Source organism: Streptomyces sp. NPDC048389, from assembly GCF_040706335.1.
GTDB lineage: Bacteria > Actinomycetota > Actinomycetes > Streptomycetales > Streptomycetaceae > Streptomyces.
Genome location: NZ_JBEZKP010000010.1, coordinates 62,277 through 83,630, shown reverse-complemented (window position 1 = coordinate 83,630; position 21,354 = coordinate 62,277). Strand labels below are relative to the sequence as shown.

Annotated in this window: 19 protein-coding genes, 2 tRNA genes and 1 pseudogene; 12 read left to right on the top strand and 10 right to left on the bottom strand. The window is 71.3% G+C overall.

Annotation, left to right across the window (positions count from 1 at the left end; genetic code table 11):
* Positions 1-344: 344 nt before the first annotated feature.
* Positions 345-2,207 carry an EAL domain-containing protein gene (locus AB0903_RS10465; protein ID WP_366701061.1) on the top strand — a complete coding sequence of 621 codons (1,863 nt, stop codon included), beginning with the start codon at positions 345-347 and terminating at the stop codon, positions 2,205-2,207.
* A 256-nt stretch (positions 2,208-2,463) separates the two neighbouring features.
* Here the strand turns inward: AB0903_RS10465 and AB0903_RS10460 are convergent, their stop codons facing one another.
* Positions 2,464-3,594 (bottom strand): LLM class flavin-dependent oxidoreductase, encoded by a 1,131-nt coding sequence (locus tag AB0903_RS10460; RefSeq protein WP_366701180.1) that lies wholly within the window; start codon positions 3,592-3,594, stop codon positions 2,464-2,466.
* A 171-nt stretch (positions 3,595-3,765) separates the two neighbouring features.
* Here AB0903_RS10460 and AB0903_RS10455 point away from each other — a divergent pair.
* Positions 3,766-4,099, top strand: a pseudogene (locus AB0903_RS10455) (sugar ABC transporter permease); the annotation flags it as partial.
* Between the two features lie 179 nt (positions 4,100-4,278).
* On the opposite strand, the gene AB0903_RS10450 reads toward AB0903_RS10455, so the two are convergent.
* Positions 4,279-4,998 carry a decarboxylase gene (locus tag AB0903_RS10450; RefSeq protein ID WP_366701059.1) on the bottom strand — a complete coding sequence of 240 codons (720 nt, stop codon included), beginning with the start codon at positions 4,996-4,998 and terminating at the stop codon, positions 4,279-4,281.
* A complete protein-coding gene (locus AB0903_RS10445) occupies positions 4,995-5,798 on the bottom strand; it encodes a decarboxylase (protein WP_366701057.1) in 804 nt (267 codons plus the stop codon). The genes AB0903_RS10450 and AB0903_RS10445 overlap by 4 nt, the downstream gene beginning before the upstream one ends.
* Positions 5,799-5,893: 95 nt before the next feature.
* Between AB0903_RS10445 and AB0903_RS10440 the strand changes: the two genes are divergently transcribed.
* Together AB0903_RS10440 and AB0903_RS10435 are read left to right on the top strand one after the other, a co-directional pair.
* Positions 5,894-6,856, top strand: a complete 963-nt coding sequence (locus tag AB0903_RS10440; RefSeq protein ID WP_366701055.1) for a D-2-hydroxyacid dehydrogenase — start codon at positions 5,894-5,896, stop codon at positions 6,854-6,856.
* Entirely contained in the window at positions 6,837-8,219 is a 1,383-nt protein-coding gene (locus AB0903_RS10435) for an amidase (RefSeq protein WP_366701053.1), read from the top strand. The genes AB0903_RS10440 and AB0903_RS10435 overlap by 20 nt, the downstream gene beginning before the upstream one ends.
* A 502-nt stretch (positions 8,220-8,721) precedes the next feature.
* Here the strand turns inward: AB0903_RS10435 and AB0903_RS10430 are convergent.
* Positions 8,722-9,222, bottom strand: coding sequence for a DUF3830 family protein (locus AB0903_RS10430; RefSeq protein ID WP_366701051.1), 501 nt, complete (start codon positions 9,220-9,222; stop codon positions 8,722-8,724).
* 42 nt (positions 9,223-9,264) lie between these two features.
* Here AB0903_RS10430 and ehuB point away from each other — a divergent pair, with 42 nt between their 5' ends.
* The 6 genes from ehuB (at position 9,265) to AB0903_RS10400 (ending at position 13,368) form a co-directional block, all read left to right on the top strand.
* Positions 9,265-10,146 (top strand): ectoine/hydroxyectoine ABC transporter substrate-binding protein EhuB, encoded by an 882-nt coding sequence (gene ehuB, locus AB0903_RS10425; protein ID WP_366701049.1) that lies wholly within the window; start codon positions 9,265-9,267, stop codon positions 10,144-10,146.
* Complete coding sequence (gene ehuC / locus AB0903_RS10420; RefSeq protein WP_366701047.1) at positions 10,143-10,880, top strand: ectoine/hydroxyectoine ABC transporter permease subunit EhuC; 738 nt, start codon at positions 10,143-10,145, stop codon at positions 10,878-10,880. Before ehuB ends, ehuC begins: the two co-directional genes overlap by 4 nt.
* Positions 10,880-11,533, top strand: a complete 654-nt coding sequence (gene ehuD, locus AB0903_RS10415) for an ectoine/hydroxyectoine ABC transporter permease subunit EhuD (RefSeq protein WP_366701045.1) — start codon at positions 10,880-10,882, stop codon at positions 11,531-11,533. The genes ehuC and ehuD overlap by 1 nt, the downstream gene beginning before the upstream one ends.
* Positions 11,523-12,278: an ectoine/hydroxyectoine ABC transporter ATP-binding protein EhuA gene (gene ehuA / locus AB0903_RS10410; RefSeq protein WP_366701043.1), complete on the top strand. Its 756-nt coding sequence runs from the start codon at positions 11,523-11,525 to the stop codon at positions 12,276-12,278. Before ehuD ends, ehuA begins: the two co-directional genes overlap by 11 nt.
* A gap of 166 nt (positions 12,279-12,444) precedes the next feature.
* Complete coding sequence (locus AB0903_RS10405) at positions 12,445-13,203, top strand: IclR family transcriptional regulator C-terminal domain-containing protein (RefSeq protein ID WP_366701041.1); 759 nt, start codon at positions 12,445-12,447, stop codon at positions 13,201-13,203.
* Positions 13,204-13,294: 91 nt separating this feature from the next.
* Positions 13,295-13,368, top strand: a tRNA-Lys gene (locus AB0903_RS10400).
* Positions 13,369-13,534: 166 nt separating this feature from the next.
* On the opposite strand, the gene AB0903_RS10395 is transcribed toward AB0903_RS10400, so the two are convergent.
* The 3 genes from AB0903_RS10395 to AB0903_RS10385 form a co-directional block, all read right to left on the bottom strand.
* Positions 13,535-14,122: a lytic polysaccharide monooxygenase gene (locus AB0903_RS10395; RefSeq protein WP_366701039.1), complete on the bottom strand. Its 588-nt coding sequence runs from the start codon at positions 14,120-14,122 to the stop codon at positions 13,535-13,537.
* Positions 14,123-14,243: 121 nt separating this feature from the next.
* Positions 14,244-15,455, bottom strand: a complete 1,212-nt coding sequence (locus tag AB0903_RS10390; protein WP_366701037.1) for an SPFH domain-containing protein — start codon at positions 15,453-15,455, stop codon at positions 14,244-14,246.
* A 97-nt stretch (positions 15,456-15,552) separates the two neighbouring features.
* Entirely contained in the window at positions 15,553-16,878 is a 1,326-nt protein-coding gene (locus AB0903_RS10385) for a peptidoglycan-binding protein (RefSeq protein WP_366701036.1), read from the bottom strand.
* Positions 16,879-17,108: 230 nt separating this feature from the next.
* Here AB0903_RS10385 and AB0903_RS10380 point away from each other — a divergent pair.
* Positions 17,109-17,182: transfer RNA gene (locus tag AB0903_RS10380), tRNA-Lys, on the top strand.
* Positions 17,183-17,819: 637 nt separating this feature from the next.
* Here AB0903_RS10380 and AB0903_RS10375 read toward each other — a convergent pair.
* Both AB0903_RS10375 and AB0903_RS10370 read right to left on the bottom strand, forming a co-directional pair.
* Positions 17,820-18,536, bottom strand: a complete 717-nt coding sequence (locus AB0903_RS10375; protein ID WP_366701035.1) for a class F sortase — start codon at positions 18,534-18,536, stop codon at positions 17,820-17,822.
* A gap of 1 nt (position 18,537) precedes the next feature.
* Positions 18,538-19,194 (bottom strand): hypothetical protein, encoded by a 657-nt coding sequence (locus AB0903_RS10370; RefSeq protein WP_366701033.1) that lies wholly within the window; start codon positions 19,192-19,194, stop codon positions 18,538-18,540.
* A 247-nt stretch (positions 19,195-19,441) separates the two neighbouring features.
* Here AB0903_RS10370 and AB0903_RS10365 point away from each other — a divergent pair, with 247 nt between their 5' ends.
* Positions 19,442-20,221, top strand: a complete 780-nt coding sequence (locus AB0903_RS10365; protein ID WP_366701031.1) for an HAD-IIA family hydrolase — start codon at positions 19,442-19,444, stop codon at positions 20,219-20,221.
* A gap of 73 nt (positions 20,222-20,294) precedes the next feature.
* Here the strand turns inward: AB0903_RS10365 and AB0903_RS10360 are convergent, their stop codons facing one another.
* Positions 20,295-21,242: a hypothetical protein gene (locus AB0903_RS10360; RefSeq protein WP_366701029.1), complete on the bottom strand. Its 948-nt coding sequence runs from the start codon at positions 21,240-21,242 to the stop codon at positions 20,295-20,297.
* Positions 21,243-21,354 lie beyond the last annotated feature (112 nt).

Here is a 21,354-nt window from a genome sequence, read left to right as displayed (position 1 = left end):
CGGTTTCCGGCAGTACGCCCTGTTCCGGTGCCCCACTCGGGTGAGCGGTCCGACACCGGCCCGATGCCTGGACGAGGACAGCGACACTCCGATGGCTCACAGAAAGTCACAAGTGGTCAGTGGTCGGCAGACCCCGCTCCCGACCCGCGCAGAAACGATCGACCGCTCCCTCTGGAGGCCCTGTCGCATGATGGTCAGGCTGGAACGGCCGGCTCCGCTGGCTCTATGATCGGCACACTTTCCCCGAGTTCTTGCTGGATTTCTTCGTCGAATGCCTTGGCGGGCCATCCCCCGACCACATTTGTACGACCCTGTACGACACAACTGCACTGCGGGAGTGAGCGGTGAGCGGAACCTCCGAAGGACAAGGGCCCGCGGGCGTCGCAGTCCCCGGAAGCATCCGACCCACGGTCACTGAGCGTCACACCTTCGGCCGGAACTCCACCGAACTGCGCGACTACCGTGCGGCCTTCAACGCGGCACAGCTGGCCATGGCCGTCGTCGACCCCGAGGGCCTGGTGGTCAGCGCCAACGAAGCCCTCGCCGCGCTGCTCGGCACCCGCCCCGGCGAGCTGCGCGGCCAACACGCGGCCGACCTCATCGACCTCGCCTCCGATGCCCGCACCTGGCACGCCTACCGCGAGGTACTGCGCGGACGCCGCTCGCGGTTCCGCTGCACCCGCCGGCTCAAGCACCGGGACGGGCGCGCCCTGTGGGCCGAGGTCACCGTCGCGCCGGTGCCCGACAGCACGACGGTGCTCCTGTCGGTCGCGGACATCAGCGACCGCCGCGAGTTGCGCGCCCGGCTGCGGCACCTCCAGATGCACGACCCGGTGACCCGGCTGCCGAACCGGACGCTGTTCTTCGAGCGGCTCACCGCAGCGCTCGAGTCGTCCCCGTTCGACCAGGGCTCCACCGGCCGGATCGGTCTGTGCTACCTGGACCTCGACGGGTTCAAGGCCGTCAACGACACCCTCGGGCACCGCGTCGGCGACCGGCTGCTGGCCGCGGTCGCCACCCGGCTGACCGAATGCGCGGACGCCGGCGACGGCTGCGGGCGCAGCGGCGGGCACCTGGTCGCCAGGCTCGGCGGCGACGAGTTCGCGATCCTCGTCGAGGACTCCACCGGCACCGAGCAGGTGGCCGACCTCGCCAGGTCGGTCCTGGCGGCGCTCCAGGAGCCGTTCGACCTCGCCGGGCAGCGGCTGTCGGTCTCCGCCTCGATCGGCGTGGTCGAGCGCACGGTGACCGGCACCAGTGCCACGGGGCTGATGCAGGCCGCGGACACGACGCTGTACTGGGCGAAGGAGGACGGCAAGTCCCGCTGGACCCTGTTCGACCCCGAGCGCAACGCGCACCGGATGACCCGCCAGGCACTCTCCTCGATGCTGCGCCCCGCAGTGGAGCGCGGGGAGTTCACACTCGAGTACCAGCCGCTGGTGGGTATGGCGGACGGAGTGACGCGGGGCGTGGAGGCGCTGGTGCGCTGGAACCACCCGCAGTTCGGCACGCTCACGCCGAATCGGTTCGTCGCCATCGCGGAGGAGGACGGCTCGATCGTGCAGCTCGGGCGGTGGGTGCTGCGTACGGCGTGCCGGCAGGCGAGGCAGTGGCAGCTCGACCACCCCGGGGTACCGCCGCTCTTCGTCAGCGTCAACGTCGCCGTACGCCAGGTCTGGGACTCCGACCTGGTCGCGGACGTCGCCGAGATCCTGGCGGAGACGGGGCTGGCCCCGCATCTGCTCCAGCTGGAGCTGACCGAGTCGGCGGTGATGGGCTCCGCGGGACGCCCGCTGCAGGCGCTGCAGGCGCTCAGCGACATGGGTGTGCACATCGCGATCGACGACTTCGGGACGGGCTACTCGAACCTGGCGTATCTGAGCCGGCTGCCGGTATCCGTACTGAAGCTCGACGGAACGTTTGTCCGCGGCTTCCAGGACGAGGCCCCCGCCAACCCGGCGGACGAGACGATCGTCCAGGCCCTGGTGGAACTGGCCCACCGGCTTGGCCTCACGGTCACCGCGGAGTGCGTGGAGACCTCGGGCCAGGCGACCCGGTTGCGGCGCATCGGCTGTGACACGGGGCAGGGGTGGCTGTACTCACGTGCGGTGGGGCCGGACCGGATCGCGGAGATGCTGCGCGCGGCTCCGGGGGCGGATGCGCCCGCCGACACGAGCGGGGCGGCGCACGCGGGCGCGGCGGGCTGACACGCGCGGGCGCGGGGCCGTTTCCCCACCCCGCCCCTTCCCGTAACCGGGGGCTCTGCCCCCGGGCCCCCGCGCCTCAATCTCCCCCTACGGCCCGGCAGCCGTGGGAGGTGCCCCCAGCGGGGCCGCGTATGCGGCCCGCCCGGCGATCGAGGGCACGGCCGAAGGCCGTACGGGGTCCGGGGCCTGCCCCGGTTTCGGGGAAGGGGCGGGGTGGGGAAACGCCCGCCGCAGGCGCCGCCCGCCTCCGGCGCCCTCAGCCCGGCAACCCGTACGCGTCGGCGATCAGCTCGTAGCTCCGCACCCTCGCCGCGCCACCGTGCGCGTTCGCCGTGAGCATCAGCTCGTCCGCCCCCGTCCGCTTCTGGAGGTCGTCCAGGCCCGCCCGGACCGCCCCCGGCGTGCCGTGCACGATGTTGGCCAGCCAGCTGTCGACGAAGTCGCGTTCCATCGGGCCGAAGTCGTACGCCTCCGCCTCCTCCGGCGTCGGGACGAGTCCGGGCCGGCCGGTGCGCAGCCGGAGCATGGACAGCGCGCCGGTGAGGACCTGGCGGCGGGCCTCGTGCTCCTCGTCGGCGGCGAGCGCCGCGACGCCGATGAGGGCGTACGGTGCGTCGAGCACCGCGGACGGCCGGAAGGACTCGCGGTAGAGGTCCAGCGCCGGGATCGTGTTCTTCGCCGAGAAGTGGTGCGCGAAGGCGAACGGGAGACCGAGCACCCCGGCGAGCCGCGCGCTGAAGCCGGAGGAACCGAGCAGCCAGAGGGGCGGGCGGGCCGGGGACTGGACGCCGCCGGTCGAGGTGGCCTGGACGGGGCCGGGCACGGCGTGGACCCGGGCGTACGGATGCCCGTCGGGGAAGTCGTCGTCGAGAAAGCGGGTCAGTTCGGCCAGCTGCTCCGGGAAGTCGTCGGCGCCCGAGTGAATGGGGGCACCCCCACGCCCGGAGGGCAGTGGGGGACGGTCGGTGCGCCGAAGGGCCGCCGCCGTCGCACCGTCGGTGCCCGGCGCCCGGCCGAGGCCGAGGTCGATACGCCCGGGGGCCAGCGCCTCCAGCGTGCCGAACTGCTCGGCGATGACGAGCGGCGCGTGGTTGGGCAGCATCACGCCGCCCGAGCCGAGGCGGATGCGCTCGGTGTGGGCGGCGAGGTGGGCGAGGATCACGGCCGGGGACGAGGAGGCGACGCCGGGCATGGAGTGGTGCTCGGCGACCCAGTGCCGGTGGTAGCCGCGGCGTTCGGCGAGGCGGGCGATGTCGACGCTGGTGCGCAGCGCGTCGGTGGCGGTGCGTCCGCTGCCGACGGTGACGAGGTCGAGCACGGAAAGGGGTACGGGGGCGGTCCCGGCCGCCGCGCCCCGGATGTCGTCCACCGTGACCTCTGCCTCCACCGTGACCTCTGCGTCCTCTGCGTCCTCTGCGTTCACCGTCGGGCCCTCCTGCCTCTGTCTTGCGTAGCCTCGGCGGTCAACAGGAGGGCATCTCCGGTTATTCCCCGGAGGCGCCCCGGGCCGGGTCCGCGCCCGGCCCGACCGGCCGACCGTCCCAAGGAGTTGCCGCCGATGGCACCCCGGCCCGGCACAGGGCGGCGCACCACACCGGTGCTCTTCATCGCCCCCCTTCTTCCTCCTCTTCCTCGCCACTCTCGTCGCCCCCGTCGGCTACGCCGTCTGGATGAGCCTCTTCCGTGACCAGGCCACGTCGGGTCTGGGGTTCGGCGGTACGCAGACCCTCTTCGTCGGCGTCGACAACTACCTGCGCGCCTTCGACGACCCCGGCTTCCGCCGCAGCTTCCTGCACGTCGCCCTGTACTGCCTGATCTACATCCCGGTCATGGTGGGCGGCGCCCTGCTGCTCGCGCTGCTGGTGGGCTCGGCGATGGCCCGTGCGAGGAGGACGGGGCACGACCGGCGGACGGCCGGGTCCTGCGTCGCCGTACACGAGGCCGGCCGGTTCCCCCCTTGGGGGCACCGGCCGGCCGACGGGCAGGGCCCGCGGCTCGGTCGAAGCGGACCTCGGTCGGAGGTGACCCGTCGAAGCGGACCCGTCGGAGCGGACCTCAGTCGGAGGGGACCTCAGTCGGAGCGGGCGAAGAGCCTGCCCAGCTTGTCGCCCCAGGCGCGGCGGTCCGCGAGCCGCAGACCCTCCCACACGGTCACCTGGTTGGCGGTGACGACCGGCTTGCCCAGGGCGGACTCCAGGTCGGTCAGATACGCGGCGGTGTGCAGCGCGGTGTCGGGCATCAGCACCACGTCGGCGTTCGGGTGATCGGCAGAGCGCGCCAGTTCGAGGACCTCTTCGCGACCCCAGGTGCCGACCTCCCGGGCCGTCAGGATGCCGGCGTCCCGGCCCGAGACGACCACGGCGCCGGACTTCTCGAGGAAGGCGGCGAAGTGCTCGGTGACGTCCGCGGGATAGGTCGCGGCGATCGCGACCCTCGGCACACCGAGGTGACGTACCGCGTGCACGAAGCCGAAAGACGTGCTGGACGCCGGCATCCCCGCCACCCTGGCGAGTTCGCGGACCTGCTCGTGGGCGCCCTCCCAGCCGAAGACGAAGCTTCCGCTGGTGCACGCCCACACGACCGACTCGGCCCCCTCCAGGCGCAGCGCCTCGACACCCGCGGCCAGCCGCTCGGGCGAGCCGATCTTCAGCAGCGCGTCGACGCGGTGCGCGTCCTCGCCGATGTCGGTGTGGACGACGGGCAGCCTGATGTCGCTGTCGAGCAGTACCTCGAGCCGTGGGTAGTCGTCCTCCGCGGAATGCCCCGGGTAGAGAAGTCCGACCGTCGTCATGTCCAGCCTTCCTGTTCTTCGGTGCGTGTCTCCGGCGGTACTTCGGGCAGTGTCCCCGCGAGCGCCTCCGGCTCCATCAGAAGTGCCTGGTAAGGACCGACGGCCCGGGCACCGATGGTGCGCAGCGCGGCCCACATCGTCACCTGGTTGGCGGACAGCACCGGCATCCTCAGCTCCGCCTCCAACTGCGGGATCGCGTCGTACGTCGGCAGATTGGTGCAGCTGATGAACAGCGCGTCGGCCGCGCCGACCACCGCCTCACGCGCCATGTCGACCACCGCCCGGTACGGGACCTTCCAGATGTGCCGGGTCAGTCCCAGAAAGGCGCGGCCCGTCACCGTTACTCCAGCTTCTCCCAGATACTCCTCCAGTGAGCGGGTGACGGACTCCGTATAGGGCGTGAGCAGGGCGATGCGGGCGGCGCCCAGCTCTGCGAGCGCCTGGAGCAGCGCTCCGGAGGTGGTGAGGGAGGGCACTTCACCCGCGGTGTTCATCACCTCGCACATGGCGCGTTCCCCTGCGATGCCCCCCACAAAACTGCCCGAGGTGCAGGCGTAGGCGACGACCTCGGGCTCGGTCGCTCCGAGCGCCCGTACGGCCTCGCGCAGCGTCTCGTGCTCGCTGACCAGACGGGCCAGGTCCAGGGAGACCCCGACCGGCACGAAGGGGGTGCGGGTGAGCCGCAGCGAGACGTCGTCGGGTACCCAGCGCCACAGCTCACGGTCCAGAGCGAAATCGAACGGGGCGACCACGCCGACACCATGCTGCGGCTGTGGTCCACCGAGGAAGGAGACGTCCATCGCAGGCCCCCTTGGTGTCTTGTTGACGACGGTAGGGTGGGGTGCGAGCGTGGTCAATCCGTACATGTCAGACGTCAGGAAGCGATTTCCGACCGATGTCCGAACCGACACTTCTCGTACTGTCCGCGGACCCCCCTCCGCGACTCGGCCGACTGACCGGACGGGCCCGTGTGAGATACGTGGACGAGTCCACGCTCGCCGGCCAACTCCCCTCCGCAGACGCCCTGTTGGCATGGGACTTCACCTCGGACGCGGTGCGTCGCGCCTGGCCGGGCGAGGGGCCGCGGCCACGCTGGGTGCACACCGCGAGCGCCGGCGTGGACCGGCTGCTCTGCCCGGAACTGGCCGAATCCGACACCGTCGTGACGAACGCCCGCGGCATCTTCGAAGCACCGATCGCCGAGTACGTGGCGGCGCTGGTGCTGGCCATGGCCAAGGATCTGCCCGGCACCCTCGAGCTCCAGCGGCAGCGGCGCTGGCACCACCGGGAAGGACTGGCGGTCGCCGGGTCGCGTGCCGTGGTCGTCGGGGCGGGGCCCATCGGCCGCACCGTGGCCCGCACACTCCGGGCGATCGGGGTTCGGACCGCGGTCGTCGGGCGGACGCCGCGCGACGGCATCCACGGCACCCGCGACCTCGATCCGCTGCTGGCCCGCGCCGACTGGGTGGTGTGCGCGGCGCCGCTGACCGACGACACCCGGGGCATGTTCGACGCCCGGCGCTTCGACCTGATGCAGCCTTCCGCGCGCTTCGTCAACGTCGGCCGCGGGCCCCTCGTCGTCGAGAAGGACCTCGCCGCCGCACTGGAGAAGCGGTGGATCGCGGGCGCGGCCCTCGACGTGTTCGAGCACGAGCCGCTCGCCTCCGACAGTCCGCTGTGGGACGTGCCGGGCCTGATCGTCTCGCCGCACATGAGCGGGGACACCGTCGGCTGGCGCGACCGGCTCGGTGAGCAGTTCGTCGAGATGTACGAACTGTGGTCCTCCGGACAGCCCCTGCCGAACGTGGTGGACAAGAAACGTGGGTACGTCCCCATGCATGACGACTCGCCTGACTGACCTCACCGCACGTCAACTGCTGGCCGGCTACGAGAAGAACGACTTCTCCCCCGTCGACGCGACCCGCGCGGCGCTGGAACGGATCGAGGCCGTCGAACCACAGGTGAACGCCTTCGTCCGGGTCGACACGGAGCAGGCCCTGGCCCAGGCGGAGGCGTCGGCGCGGCGCTGGCGAACGGGTGAACCCGAGGGGCTGCTCGACGGGGTGCCCGTCACGGTCAAGGACATCCTCCTCCAGCGGGGCGGCCCCACGCTGCGCGGCTCCTGGACGGTCCGCCAGGACGGGCCCTGGGAGGAGGACGCCCCGTCCGTGGCCCGGATGCGGGCGCACAACGCGGTGTTCCTCGGCAAGACGACGACGCCCGAGTTCGGCTGGAAGGCCGTCACCGACTCGCCGCGGCACGGCGTGACCCGCAACCCCCACGACCCGTCGCGCACGGCGGGCGGCTCGAGCGGCGGGAGCGCGGCGGCCGTCGCACTCGGCGCGGGCGCGCTGTCGCTGGGGACCGACGGTGGCGGCTCGGTGCGCATCCCCGCCTCCTTCTGCGGGATCTTCGGTATGAAGCCGACGTACGGGCGGGTGCCGATGTATCCGTCGAGCCCGTTCGGGACGCTGGCCCACGTCGGGCCGATGACACGGGACGCGGCGGACGCGGCCCTCTTGCTGGACGTGATCAGCGGCGACGACTGGCGGGACTGGTCCCACCTCGGCCCGGCGCAGGATGTCCGGGCAGGGCTGGCCCAAGGGGTGAAGGGCCTGCGGATCGCGTACTCGCCCACACTCGGCGGCCAGGTCGCGGTCAGGCCCGCGGTCGCCACGGCGGTCCGGCGGGCGGTGGGCGCACTGGCGGAGGCCGGGGCGTACATCGAGGAGGCCGACCCCGACTTCACCGACCCCGTCGAGGCTTTCCACACCCTGTGGTTCAGCGGCGCGGCCCGGGTGGTGGAGCACCTCGCCGCGGACCAGCGCGGGCTGCTCGACCCGGGGCTGCGGGAGATCACCGAGGCGGGCGAGCGGTACAGCGCGCTCGACTATCTGGCGGCGGTCGACATCCGGATGGCTCTGGGCCGGCGGATGGGGCACTTCCACACCTCGTACGACCTGCTGGTCACGCCGACGCTGCCGATCACCGCGTTCGAGGCCGGCGCCGAGGTCCCGGCGGGCTCGCCGCACCACCGCTGGACGGGGTGGACCCCGTTCAGCTACCCCTTCAACCTGACGCAGCAGCCGGCGGCGACGGTGCCGTGCGGTGTGGACGGGGACGGTCTGCCGATCGGCGTGCAGCTGGTCGGTGCGCGGCACGCGGACGGGGTGGTACTGCGGGGGGCCGAGGCGCTGTACGCGGCGGGGGTGCCGGGGTAGCGGACCGCCGCGCGGGACCGTCCCCACCCCCGTCACCCCCGCCCTCTCCGCCCACGCGCACGGACCGCCGCCCTCCCCCGTCGGGCGGCGGTCCGTGAGTCCGATCAGCGGTGAAGAGGCCGCCGTTGTCGGTGCGGTGGCCCCGGGCCATCGCCTTCGAGGTCCTCGGGCCGAGGACGCCGTCCGCAGGCGGCGGCAAGCGCCGGTCTGCCGCCGCGCAGCGGCACACGCAGTCCGGCTCGGACGGCCTGGCGGCGCGGGGCGCACCACCAACGGCCGTCATGGCGTCGGTGAGTTGGAGGCCACCGCGCGAAGCGCGGTACGGGGTCCGCGCGGAGCTCCCACGCGGCAGAGCCGCACATCGGTACAGCGGGAAGGGGCGGGGAGGGGGCCGAGCCCGCCGAGACACCACCCGCCCGCGCCCGACCCGCCCTCCCCCTGTGCCCCTGTGCCGCTACACCCCTTCGCCCCCTCGCCCTTACGTCCCTACGCCCCTACGCCCCTACGCACGCCGGAACGACAGCGTCTCCCCCGCCGCCCCGGTGCGCCACAGGTCCTGGCACGCGTCAGCCATCGCGTCCAGGCCCTCCACCACCTCACCCCACACGATGCCCGGCACCCATCCGGTGTCCCCGTTCAGCAGCAGGTTGTTGCGTTCGTAGAACAGCGCCAGGTCGACGACCGTGGTGCGGCCACGGTGCGCGGCGGCGGACTCGTAGCCGTACGAGTCCGTGCCCAACTGCACGTCCGTGAAGGTGAAGTAGCACAGATCACCCGGGATCGGCGTCACGGTCGGATTCTCCAGCGGGGGCTCCTCCGCAGCGAAGGGAGGCAAGAGCGCGTAGATCTCATTTCGGGCATACTTCGCGTGATACACATCTCCGGCGAGGGGTAGTGCATGCCAGACGGCGGCGCAGGTCAGAGGGGCTTTGTCGACGAGCAGGCGGGCGGTGCACTCCACGCCACGCTTGCTCAAGGCAACGGTCAGGTATCGGTCGGCCATCTGCTACGCATACCCCACGAACACCCGGGTAGCCGCGCGCCCATGGCTCGCACAAGAGAACCAGGATCGATGAGCAGACGCACCTTGCTGCTCGGCACGGCGGCCGCAGGCGCGCTCACCGTCGCCGGTACGGCAGGGTGCAGTCGTGTGCCGTCGGGCGACGCGCTGGCCCGGCTCAAGTCCCAGGGCACCGTACGCCTCGGCATCGCGGGCGAGGTGCCGTACGGCTATGTGGACGAGCAGGGCGAGTTCACGGGCGAGGCCCCTGAGCTGGCCAAGGTCATCTTCAAGCGGCTCGGGATCGACCGCGTGCAGCCGGTCGCGACCGACTTCGCCTCGCTCATTCCGGGGCTGAACTCGCAGCAGTTCGACGTGGTCTCGGCCGGGATGTACATCAACAAGGAACGGTGCCAACAGGTCATCTTCTCCGACCCCGAGTACCAGATGCTCGACTCGTTCATCGTGCGCAAGGGGAACCCGAAGAACCTGCGCAGCTACGAGGACGTGGTCAAGAAGAAGGCACGATTCTCCACCGGAACGGGCTACGCGGAGATCGGTTACGCCATTGCCGCCGGGATACCGGAGAAGGACATCGTGATCCTTCGGGACCAGGTGGCCGGGCTGAACGCCGTCGAGTCCGGACGCGTCGACGTCTTCGCCGGTACCGCGCTCACCACCCGTGAGGTCGTGAGGAAGAGCACGAAGGCCGAGGCGACCGAGCCGTTCGCCGCGGTCGTCGACGGCGAGAAGCAGGTCGACGGCGGCGGCTTCGCCTTCCGCCCCACCGACACCGAACTGCGCGACGCCTTCAACGTCGAGATCCACAAGATGAAGAAGAGCGGTGAACTCTTCCGCATCCTGCAGCCGTTCGGCTTCACCAAGGACGAGATGACCACGCTCACTGCCGAGGAGCTGTGCCGATGACAGCCGGACTCTGGCAGAACTGGGTACTGCCCGGTATCTGGATCACCGTTCAACTGCTGGTCTACAGCACGGCCCTCGCGGCCTTCGTCGCCTTCGCGGTCGGCATGGCACGCACCCACCACTCGCGGGTCGTCCGTTTCCTGGCCGGCTTCTACACCGAGATCTTCCGCGGCACCTCCGCTCTGGTGCTGATGTTCTGGCTGTTCTTCGTACTGCCGCCGCTCCTGGGCTGGCAGCTGGTTCCCATGTACGCGGCCGTTCTGGCCCTCGGCCTCTCCTACGGCGCGTACGGCGCCGAGATCGTGCGTGGCGCGCTGAACTCGGTGTCCGCCGCCCAGCGTGAGGCGGGCATCGCGCTCAGCTTCTCCCCGGCGCAGCGGATGCGGCTGATCCTGCTGCCGCAGGCCGTGCCGGAGATGATGCCTTCCTTCTGCAACCTGCTGATCGAGCTGCTGAAGGGCACCGCCCTGGTGTCGCTGCTCGGTGTGGCCGACGTCTCCTTCGCAGCGAACCTCGTACGGCTGGCGACGCAGGACAGCGCCCAGATCTACACGATCAGCCTGGTGATCTACTTCCTCATCGCCTTGGTGCTGACGCGTTCGATGAAGGCGCTGGAGCGGAAGACGAAGCAGAACATCGGCAGCGAACCGGGGCCCGGCTTCTTCGGCGGGATCCTGAACGGACGCGCCCAGGACAAGGTCGCGGGCACCACCGTGCCGGGAGGTGCCTCCTGATGAACTCCTTCGACTGGTCCGCGGTGGCGGACTTCATGCCGGACTTCTGGGCCGGCCTCCTGGTCACGCTGCAGGTGCTGGTGCTCGGCTCGCTGATCTCCTTCACCCTGGGCCTGGTGTGGGCGCTCCTCTTCCGGGCGCCGACCCGGTTCGTGCGGTGGCCGGTGAACGTCTTCACCGAGTTCATCCGGACCACTCCGCTGCTGGTGCAGCTGTTCTTCTTCTTCTTCGTGCTGCCGGAGTGGGGCATCCAGTTCTCCGCGCTGACCACGGGCACGATCGCCATCGGGCTCCACTACTCGACGTACACCGCGCAGGTCTACCGGGCCGGCATCGAAGCCGTACCGAAGGGCCAGTGGGAGGCGGCGACGGCACTGAGCCTGCCCACCCACCGCACCTGGGTCGCGGTCATCCTGCCGCAGGCATTCCGCCGGGTGATGCCGGCTCTCGGCAACTACGTCATCGCGATGCTGAAGGACACGCCGATCCTGCTCGCCATCGGCGTGCTGGAGATGCTCAACGAAGCACGCCAGTTCGGCGCGCAGACCTTCCAGTACACCGAACCGCTGACCGTGGTCGGTATCGCCTTCATCCTCATCGCCTACCCGGCTTCCCTTCTCGTACGAGCCCTGGAGCGCCGTCTTGTCCGCTGACACCACTTCCGACGCACTGATCCGGTTCGACAACGTCACCAAGAGATTCGGCGACAACACGGTCCTGGACGATCTGTGCTTCTCGGTCCGCCCGGGCAAGCACGTCACGCTGATCGGCCCGTCCGGTTCCGGGAAGACGACGATCCTGCGGTTGCTGATGACCCTGGAAAGCCCCGACCAGGGCACGATCACGGTGAACGGGAAGAAGCTCTTCCCGGCCGGCGAGAAGGAGCGCCGCGAGGCGCGCAAGCAGATCGGCATGGTCTTCCAGCAGTTCAATCTCTTCCCCAACATGACCGTGCTGCGCAATCTCACCGAGGCGCCGGTACGGGTCCTCGGCATGTCCAAGGACGAGGCGGAGGCGCGCGCCAGGGACCTCCTCGAGATGGTGGGGCTGGCCGACCGGGCCGACGCCAAGCCGACACAGCTCTCCGGTGGTCAGCAGCAGCGCGTGGCGATCGCCCGGGCGCTGGCCATGCGGCCGCAGGTGCTGCTGCTGGACGAGGTGACCTCGGCGCTCGACCCCGAGCTGGTCGCCGGGGTGCTGGACCTGCTGCGTGACATCGCGCGCACCACGGACATCACCATGCTCTGTGTGACCCACGAGATGAATTTCGCCCGGGACATCTCGGACGACGTGCTCATGTTCGACGCCGGGAAGGTCATCGAGTCGGGCCCGCCGGAGAAAATCTTCTCGGACCCCGAGCACGAACGTACTCGCGAGTTCCTCGGTGCGGTGCTCTGACCTCTCGCTCCATCGACGAGGCATGTCCCTGGCATATGCCAATGCGAAGGGCCCCAGCTTATGCGGCCGGGGCCCTCATCATTTGCGCCAACAGCGGCCCCGGAAAGGGCCCTTGGCGGCTATCGTGGTGGGGAAGCTGACGGTAGCGACCTGGTAGGGGGAAACCGTGGCGCTGAAGCCCGAGCCGACCGCGCCGTTCCACTCGGTGCACTACGTCTTGCGTGTCCTCGAGACGATCTCCAAGCACGGTGGCGGGGTCACCGACGTACAGATCGCACGGGAGACCGGTCTGCCGACCGGCCATCTCGCCCCCATGCTGGCCATGCTCCGCCGCGAGGGGTATGTGGAGCAGGTCGCCGACGGCGCCTATGTCATCGGTGACTCACTCGTCCTGCTGGGCTCGGGCGCCACCCGCAAGGAGGCTCTGTCCGCCAAGCTCCAGGAAATCCTCACCGAGCTGCGCGACTCGGTCGGTGCCGCCGTCTACATCAGCCGCTACATCGACGGCGAGGTCAAGATCACCCAGTTCGCGGACGGCCCGCGCACACCGAAGGTCAACGAGTGGGTGGACTTCCGCTCGGCGGCCCATGCGAGCGCGGTCGGCAAGTGCCTGCTGACCCAGCTCGACGTGAACGGGCGCCGCGACCACCTCTCGCGCCACCGGATCGCCCGGCTGACGTCCCGCACGATCACCAGCGAGCGGCTGCTCTTCTCCAAGCTGGACAGCCAGCCGCCGACGGTCCCCGTCCTCGATCTCCAGGAGTACGCGGTGGGCACGGTCTGCGCCGCCGTACCGCTGACGGCCGGCTCCTCGGTGGGCTGCCTGGCGCTGTCGCTCCCGGTCGAGCACGCGCACCGGCTGCGCTCGGCCGCCGACGCCCTGAACCGCCGCGCTGCCCCGGTGGTGCTCTCGCTCGCGATCTAGCGGACGTCTCCGCCCTCCCGTACCTGGTCCGGAGCACCCTTGTGGGCCAGGTACTATTGACGTGTCGGCCGCCGAGCGGCTGACGAAAGAGGCGCCGCTAGCTCAGTTGGTTAGAGCAGCTGACTCTTAATCAGCGGGTCCGGGGTTCGAGTCCCTGGCGGCGCACACCTCACCTTGCGGGCTCTCCGGTCGACCGGAGAGCCCGCAAGGTTTTTCGCATGCCCACAGATCTTCGGGTGCCCGCAGGATTTTTCGCACGCCGGACGCTTCGGCATACCAGGACGCGACGACCCCGGGCGGAAGGAGTCGCCGCGTCCATGACGGGCGGAGGTCAGAACTGAACGTCGGAGCAGGCGTAGAACGCGTTCGCCGTGTCGTGCACCGTCCACACCGCCAGGATCAGATGGCGGCCCGACCGCTGGGGAAGGCTTCCGGAGTGGGACAGCGTGGCCGGCGGCTGCTGACCGCCGTACGGGACGGTGAGGAAGGGCTGCGACTCCAGGTCCGCCCGGGTCAGGGGGTTGCTGGGGTTCCAGCCGGGCTTGGTGATGAAGTACTTGAAGTCGGTGGTGCGGTGCCGGGCCGTGAACTGCCACCGGAAGGTGTAGTTCTGCCCCGAGCCGACCCTGGTCGCCGGCCAGGCACCACCGCGCGGGTTGTCGAGCTGCGCGAACTGGCCGTTGCCGCCGGCGCAGATCTGGCCGTCGGCGGGACCGGCCGCCGGGAAGCCCTTCGGGCCCTCGACGCTCTGCGGCTCCCACTGGATCTGCCCGCAGTTGCCCACCGTCTTGTCGGCGCAGAGCTTCTGCCGGCTGATCGGTGAGTCGGTGTAGCCGTGGCTGCTCGCGCTGCCGGTGGCGAGCAGAGTCGCCCCTGTCACGGCGAGGCCGACCACGACCGCGCCTATCTTCTTTCGCATGCTTGGCTCCTGGTAGAACGTGGGGGAGTTCCGAGGCACTTGCTGCACGCGTGCGGTACTGCCTGTTCCGGTCTAGACCAAGTTCCAATGTATTGACGCCCGTTGACGTTGTCCAGACCAATCACGGGGCCTCGACGGCACCCGCCCGCCCCGTGTAGAAGGCAACCGTCAGGTCTTTCACCAGTGCCTTGCGCTCGTAGTCGTCCGGCTCGACCAGGCCGCGCTCGGTCAGCCTGCCCACCGTCTCGTCGACCGCGTCCACCACCGACGTCAGGACGACCTCCCGGTGCTTGGCGTCGATCGCCGCGACGCGCCGGCGCTGCATGGCGGCCGCCACCTCGGGCGCGTACTCGATGACCACGGGCTGTGCGGAGAAGACCTCGATCCCGACGGCCTCGCACTCCGCCGCCAGCATCCGCGTCAACCGGTCCCCGACCGCCTCCGCGTCGCGCAGGGTGGCGACCCCCGGAAGGAACGCGTCGGTGGGCAGCTGCGAGAGGACCCGTGCGGTGGCCGCCTCCACCTGCTCGCCCAGATACGCCTCGTGGTCCGCGACGCCGAGCGCCGCGCGCACCGTGTCCTTGACCCGCCACACCACCAGCACCACCGTACGCAGCGGCGTGCCCTCGGCGTCGACCACCGGCATCGGCCCGCTGCGCCAGTGCCGTACCCGGACATCGATCTGCCGGCGCAGCACCAGCGGGCTCACCCACACCAGCCCCGTACGCCGCACGGTGCCCCGGTAGTCGCCGCAGAGCGTGAGCACCCACGCCCGGCCGGCCAGACCGCGGCCGAGCCCGCCGAGCGAGAACAGGGCCAGGATCACCCCGAGGGTGAGCAGGCACCACAGCCAGATCCCGATGCCCCGGTAGGGCGGCGGGGTCAGTCCGAACACCGCCGCGAGCGCGCCCGGCACCGCCCCGGTCCCCCAGAGCACCGCACCGATCCCGGCGAGCGAACAGCCGCCCGCGACGAGCGCGGTCCAGCCCGGCAGTACGGGCCCGGGGCGTTCGGTCAGCTCGGGGTCGGGCGGCGCCGGGCGGTTGTGGACGGCCGGCTGCCGGCCGCCGGACCGGTCGGGGTTCTGCGGAGCACTTTCGCCCGGGTGGGGATCCCCGGTGTCGGCGGACGGTTCGTGCTGCACCACCTTAGGCTGCTCCCCCGTGCCCTGCCGCCGGGCCACGACGGCGGGCCGCAGGGCGCGGGGTCCGGTGTCGTCCCGGAACAGCAGATGGACCGGGATCTCGGTCGTCGTCTCGCTGGCGATGACGAAGTTGCGCCGCGGGCTCTCGGACGGCACCGTGCCCTCCGGCTCCGACGTCGTGGTGTTCATGCCTGCCGCCTTAGCTGGTTCGCTCTGTTCTGTCGTCGTACGTCTTCGATCGGCCGGGCCGGACCCGGCGGACGCCGGGTCCGGCCCGGGATCCGGCCTAGGAGAAGAGGCGCCTCCAGGTCTCCGGACCCGGGTAGCCGTCGGCCGCCGCGCCCCGCCAGCCCTGGGCACGCTGGAACGCCTGGACGCCCAGTCGGTCAGCCTCGCGCCAGCGCGGGCCCGGCCCCGACACGTAGTGCTTCCCGTAACCGCGCTCGACCAGCCGCTTGCCGAGCTGGGTGACGTACGTGTTCGACCGGCCGGGCCGGAAGTGGTCACGGCCGGGGAATGCGGGCGCCCGGGTCTTGGGGGCGTTCGGAGGCTGTGCGGCAGGGATGTCCTTGCCCTGCTTGTTCACCAGCAGTCGCCAGGTGTGCGGGCCGGGCAGGCCGTCCGCCTCCTTGCCGCGCCAGCCCTGCGCACGCTGGAACGCCTCGGTGGCACGGCGGTCGGCCTCGGTCCAGCGCGGTCCCGGGCCCTCCCGGTAGAAGCGCTTGCCGCCGCGCGCCACGAGCATCTCGCCGAGGCGTGTGACGGACGCGGTGTTCGCGCCGGGGCCGAAGGCACCCGCACCCGGGAAGGGAACGGCCTCCCTTTCACCGCCGCCCGCGCCGGTGCCCGCGTCGGTGCCGGTGCCCGCGTCGGTGCCGGTGGTGGTGGCGAGGCCCTTGTAGCGGTAGGCGACGTAGGAGGCGGAGTGGTCCCAGTAGGCCATGGGCGTGGCCTGTCTGCGGGTGTGCGGCTTCGTCTGCTCGTAGGCCGTGTAGTAGGTGTGCGTGTAGTCGGTCCAGCCGCCGAAGATGGTGACGTGCGAACCGCCGCCGGGGTCGGCCGGGTTGTGGAAGAGCAGGATGTCGCCGGCCTGCAGGTCCTCGCGGGGGATCCGGTCGCCGAACTGGGCGAGGCTTCCGGTCCACTCGTTCTTCGGCAGGTTCCAGGCCATCGACACATAGCCGGAGCAGTCCTGGCGGTAGCCGTCCGACCAGTACTTCGTCATGCTGTACGGCACCTTGGCGTTCACCCACACCTTGGCCCGGTTGATGATGTCGGCCCGGGTGGCGGCGCGCAGCGCTGTCTTCGCGGAGGCGGGCCTGTCGCCGGTGCCGTGCAGCGGCGAGGTACGGCCCTGCTCGGTGGGCGGCGGTCCCGGCTCCACGGCCGTGCCGCCGAGCCGGACCGAGGGCGGGGCGGCGCCGGCGGCCCCGGCACTCGTCGCCGTGGCGCCCAGGGCCACACCTGTGGCGGTGACCACGGCCAGTGCCCTGCGGCAGCCGTGGGCTGCGGGGTGCTCTCCGGCGGCGAGCGCGCGGCGCCGGTGTGCGCAGCCGGCGCAGCCGCAGTCGGGGGCGGGCTCGAACTCCTCGAAGACCGGTACGGCAGCCATGCGGGACTCCTCCGCACTCAGCAAGATCTTCTGACGATGTTTCACGGGCGTCAGTGTCCCAGCGGTATGGACATAATGCATTTTGACGGATCAAAAGGTAAAAACGATGATCCGCGCCACCGTGGCGCGTCACCGCACCCGACGACCCCCGGGCAGCACGGCGGCGGCGCGGCGGCGATGCCCTGCACGGAGCACCGCCGACCGTCGGGTAGAGTTCTCCGGGTCAGCAGGCGCCGCTAGCTCAGTTGGTTAGAGCAGCTGACTCTTAATCAGCGGGTCCGGGGTTCGAGTCCCTGGCGGCGCACGCGTGACCGAGGCCCCCTCACCACAGGTGAGGGGGCCTCGGTCACTCCCTCCGCGATCACCCCCCGCACGCACGGTCGCACCTTCGAGCACCCGTACCGCAACCGGCGACCCGACAAGTAGCCCGTTTTGAACCCATGGCGGCGCTTTGCGAGGAACGGGGCCCACGGCCTGCGTGGCACCACCGAACGCAGCACGCACTCACCGCGCGTGTGGGAGATGAACAACGACGCCGACGCCGGACGGCGCCGGGCAGCCGGAGGACTCATCGCGGAGCACCCGGCGAAGGGTGCCCGCCCACCCGCGCACCGCCACCGCCACCGCCACCGCCACCGCCACCGCCACCGCCACCGCCAGGCTGCGCAGAAAGGGCGCTACCGCGCTACGGCTACGGCTACGGCTACGGCTACGGCTACGGCTACGGCTACGGCTACGGCTACGGCTATGAGAACTCCAGTCGACCGGCGGTCCCCGGCACAGCCGACACGGACCCGGACCCGCCGCGCCGGGCCCGGTATCGCTCGCCTCTCGCCGCTCCCACTGGAGCCGCACCGCATCCGCGCGGCCCTGCTGCCGGGCGGCCCGCAGCCGCCCGGTCTTCGTGGGCGTACGGTGACGCCGCCCCCGGCGGCCCGCGGTCAGGACGCGGAGACGTCCGTCAGATACGCGTAGACGACGACGTTGGCCGTGTAGGTGCCGCTCACCCGGTCGAAGGTGCCGCCGCAGGTGATGAGCCGCAGTTCGGCGCGGCCGGCCTGGCGGGGGCCGTAGACCTTCTGTGCGTCGAACCGGTCCCGGGTGAAGACCTGGACGTCGTCGACGGTGAATTCGGCGACCGAGCCGTCGGCCCTGGTCACCTCGATGCTCTCGCCCGGCCGGGCGGCACTCAGCCCGTAGAACACCGCCGGCCGTGTCTCGGTGTCGACGTGGCCGACGAGCAGCGCCGCGCCGGGCTCACCGGGTGTGGTGCCGTCGTCGTACCAGCCGACGGTCCCCGGCGTTGCCAGCGGCGGCGGTTTCACCGCTCCCGCCGCGTCGAGGCCGCGCGGGACGACCGGCGCGGCGATACCGAGGGCGGGGACGGAGACGCGGCGCGGCTCAGCGGCGGCGTGGAGCGGTCGGTGAGGGGGCGGCAGCGGGACGCCGGGCGGCCGGCCCACCGCTGCGATGTCGCCGGCGGTCGGTGCGGAGGAACCGCTGCCGTGGGCGCCAGGTGCCTCACTCCCCCACAACCACAGCATCAGGACCAGCACCGCCCAGACCGTTCCGGTCAGCAGCCGGCCGTTGCCGGAGGTGGGAGCGGGGGCGGGAGCGGGGGCGGGAGCGGAAGCGGGGGACGCGTCGGAGGCCGGCATGTCAGTCGGAGCGCGTACGGCGCCGGCGGCGGGAGCTGCGCACGGCCACGGCGATCGCGGCCGCACCGGCGAGGACCAGTCCGGTGACGGTCTGCGAGGTGCTCGGCCCGGTCTCGTCGACGTCGACCGTGGAGACCGGTGCCGCCAGCACGGCGGCAGCCCCACCGCCGCCCGCCTGTACGGGAGCCACGGGTGACGCATGGGTCCCCGACGCGGACGGATGCGTCGGGGGCGGATGCGGCGGGCCGGGCTCGTCGTGCCCGAAGCTCTTCGAGGGCGCCGGCTCCGGCGGGTGCGGCTTCGAGTGGTGGCGGGTGACGTCGACGCTGCCCGTGCCGCGGTGCTCCCGCAGGTCGCACCGCACCCGGACGTCGTAGGTACCCGGCTTCGCATCGGATCTGATCCTGGCTGTGCCGGCGAGCCAGCCGTCCCGGCCCTTCGGTGACAGGGCGGCCTCCGTGGCGAAGGCTTCGGACCGGGCGCCGCCGGATCTGTCCCGGCAGCCCACGACGCGGATCTCGACCTCACCGCCGGGCGCGATCGCGGCCGGGCTCACCGTGGCCTGCACGGAGCTGCCGGCGAATGCGGCAGTGGCGGGCGCCATGGCGAGTACGGCGGCCACCCCTGCCACACGGAAAGCTATGAAACCAGTACGCATCGTGAACCTCCTGATACCGCAAGAGTCACGCGCGTGGCGCGCTTCCGCATCCGCAGAGCCGTCAGCCGGGCCCGGCGCCGCCGCTGAGCTGCCCAGACGCGCTCGACGCAGTCCGCGATCGAGTTCACGTGCCGGGGTGGACGAAAGCCGACTCCGTGTCACGTCCGAGTGCCGAAACGTTTGAGCCCTGACAACGGCGATTGCATAGCATGGCCGTCCCATGTCCGCGTACGGCAGGAGCCCGCACATGACAGATCGCAAGCCCATCGAGTCGTGGCTCACCGACATGGACGGCGTACTGATGCACGAGGGCGTGCCCGTACCGGGCGCCGACGCCTTCATCGAGAAGCTGCGTGGGTCCGGTCGGCCGTTCCTGGTCCTGACCAACAACTCCATGTACACGGCGCGCGATCTTCAGGCACGGCTGCACCGGATCGGCCTGGAAGTTCCTGCCGAGAACATCTGGACCTCGGCACTTGCGACGGCCAAATTCCTCGACGGCCAGCACCCGGGCGGCACGGCCTATGTCATCGGTGAGGCGGGGCTCACCACGGCGCTGCACGACGTCGGGTACGTGATGACCGACCACGAGCCCGATTTCGTCATCCTGGGTGAAACGCGGACCTATTCGTTCGAAGCACTGACGAAGGCGATCCGTCTGATCGACAACGGGGCCCGGTTCATCGCCACCAACCCCGACAACACGGGTCCCTCCCCCCAGGGCGCCCTGCCGGCGACCGGCTCCGTCGCCGCACTGATCACCAAGGCGACGGGGAAGGACCCGTACTTCGTGGGCAAGCCCAACCCGCTGATGATGCGGACCGGGCTGAACGTCATCGGGGCGCACTCCGAGACCTCCGCCATGATCGGTGACCGCATGGACACCGACGTGCTCGCGGGCCTGGAGGCCGGTATGCAGACGTTCCTGGTGCTCACGGGCCTGACGGCCGAAGAGGATCTTGAGCGCTACCCCTACCGCCCGACCGAGGTGGTGGACTCGATCGCGGACCTGGTCGACCTCATCTGAGGCCGTCGCGCCCTGAGCCGCGAGCAGGCCGGCGCCCGGGAGGGCGGGATCCGACCATGCCCCGGGTGCACGCTCAGCGGCGGCCTGCTCCCGGGAGCAGACGGCGGGCGACGAGTACGAGGAGCCCGGCGCTCAGCAGGATCACGGCGGTACCGACGCCGATCCGGGCGAGCGAGCGGGAGCCGGTCGTGGCGAGCTGGTCGTCGGTGCTGTGCGGCGAGTTCTCGGCGGGCGGGCGGGCAAGCACGCTCGCGGGCGCGGTCGGCGGTCCTCCGGTGGTGCCTGCGGGAGTGGGCTCCGCGGACCGTCCGCCGTCGTCCTCGCCGTCCCGTTCCCCGTTCCCCCGCCCGTCGCCCTCCACGACGGCGAAGCGGTAGTCGCCCGATTCCCCGACCCAGTCGCCGTCGTCCCCATGGCGCTGGACGATCGCGGCGTTGACCGTGACCTCGGTGGCGGCCGTACCGGCGGCGACCGACAGCCTGGTCCGTACGGTGACCGTGTCGCCGGCCGGTACGACGAAGCCATGGAAGCCGTCGTCGAAGACGCCGACGAACTCGTCGCGCGTGGTCCGCTCCAGGGTGACCGGGCGCCAGCGGTCCGCTTCCCGGTCGTGGAACTCCACCGTGATGTGGTCCCCGGGCAGTGTCCGGTCCTCGGCCGTGAGGACGAGCACCGGGTGGATCCGGTCGCAGTCCTCGCGGGTGCCGTTGGTCAGCTCGATCGACCAGGTGTGGAAGCCGGTGCCGGCCCGGACGGTGGCGGGCCCGCCGCGGATGCGGGTCTTGATCGGGAAGTCGGGGTCGGTCGCCTTGCCGCAGGTGGGCGTGTGGTCGGCCGAGCGGTCCTTCGACCGGGCTGCGGGAGCCGCGAGGACCACGGGGGCGACGGCCTGCGCGGAGTCGGCCGTGGGGAGCGCGACCCGGGAGGTCATCGCGGCGGCGGCGGCCGCCGAACCGCTGATCACCGCGGGCGCGACCAGTGCCGCGGCGGCTGTGAGGGCGAGGGCGTTGCGCGTTCGCATGAGGGGCCTCTGCTTGCTTGCGTACTGCCGGGGACGGCACCGGACCGTGCCCCGGGGCCAATCCATGTGTGCCCGGCGGCCCTGCCTGCGCACGGCCCGGTACGGCCGGCCG

Excerpts from the sequence above, each read along its gene's own strand:
- AB0903_RS10375 (WP_366701035.1), bottom strand. The coding sequence starts at position 18,536 with ATGCCGGCCTCCGACGCGTCCCCCGCTTCCGCTCCCGCCCCCGCTCCC.
- AB0903_RS10365 (WP_366701031.1), top strand. The coding sequence starts at position 19,442 with ATGACAGATCGCAAGCCCATCGAGTCGTGGCTCACCGACATGGACGGC.
- AB0903_RS10450 (WP_366701059.1), bottom strand. The coding sequence starts at position 4,998 with ATGACGACGGTCGGACTTCTCTACCCGGGGCATTCCGCGGAGGACGAC.
- AB0903_RS10440 (WP_366701055.1), top strand. The coding sequence starts at position 5,894 with ATGTCCGAACCGACACTTCTCGTACTGTCCGCGGACCCCCCTCCGCGA.
- AB0903_RS10445 (WP_366701057.1), bottom strand. The coding sequence starts at position 5,798 with ATGGACGTCTCCTTCCTCGGTGGACCACAGCCGCAGCATGGTGTCGGC.
- AB0903_RS10360 (WP_366701029.1), bottom strand. The coding sequence starts at position 21,242 with ATGCGAACGCGCAACGCCCTCGCCCTCACAGCCGCCGCGGCACTGGTC.
- ehuB (WP_366701049.1), top strand. The coding sequence starts at position 9,265 with ATGGCTCGCACAAGAGAACCAGGATCGATGAGCAGACGCACCTTGCTG.
- AB0903_RS10370 (WP_366701033.1), bottom strand. The coding sequence starts at position 19,194 with ATGCGTACTGGTTTCATAGCTTTCCGTGTGGCAGGGGTGGCCGCCGTA.
- AB0903_RS10385 (WP_366701036.1), bottom strand. The coding sequence starts at position 16,878 with ATGGCTGCCGTACCGGTCTTCGAGGAGTTCGAGCCCGCCCCCGACTGC.
- AB0903_RS10430 (WP_366701051.1), bottom strand. The coding sequence starts at position 9,222 with ATGGCCGACCGATACCTGACCGTTGCCTTGAGCAAGCGTGGCGTGGAG.
- AB0903_RS10435 (WP_366701053.1), top strand. The coding sequence starts at position 6,837 with ATGACGACTCGCCTGACTGACCTCACCGCACGTCAACTGCTGGCCGGC.
- ehuC (WP_366701047.1), top strand. The coding sequence starts at position 10,143 with ATGACAGCCGGACTCTGGCAGAACTGGGTACTGCCCGGTATCTGGATC.
- AB0903_RS10395 (WP_366701039.1), bottom strand. The coding sequence starts at position 14,122 with ATGCGAAAGAAGATAGGCGCGGTCGTGGTCGGCCTCGCCGTGACAGGG.
- AB0903_RS10390 (WP_366701037.1), bottom strand. The coding sequence starts at position 15,455 with ATGAACACCACGACGTCGGAGCCGGAGGGCACGGTGCCGTCCGAGAGC.
- ehuD (WP_366701045.1), top strand. The coding sequence starts at position 10,880 with ATGAACTCCTTCGACTGGTCCGCGGTGGCGGACTTCATGCCGGACTTC.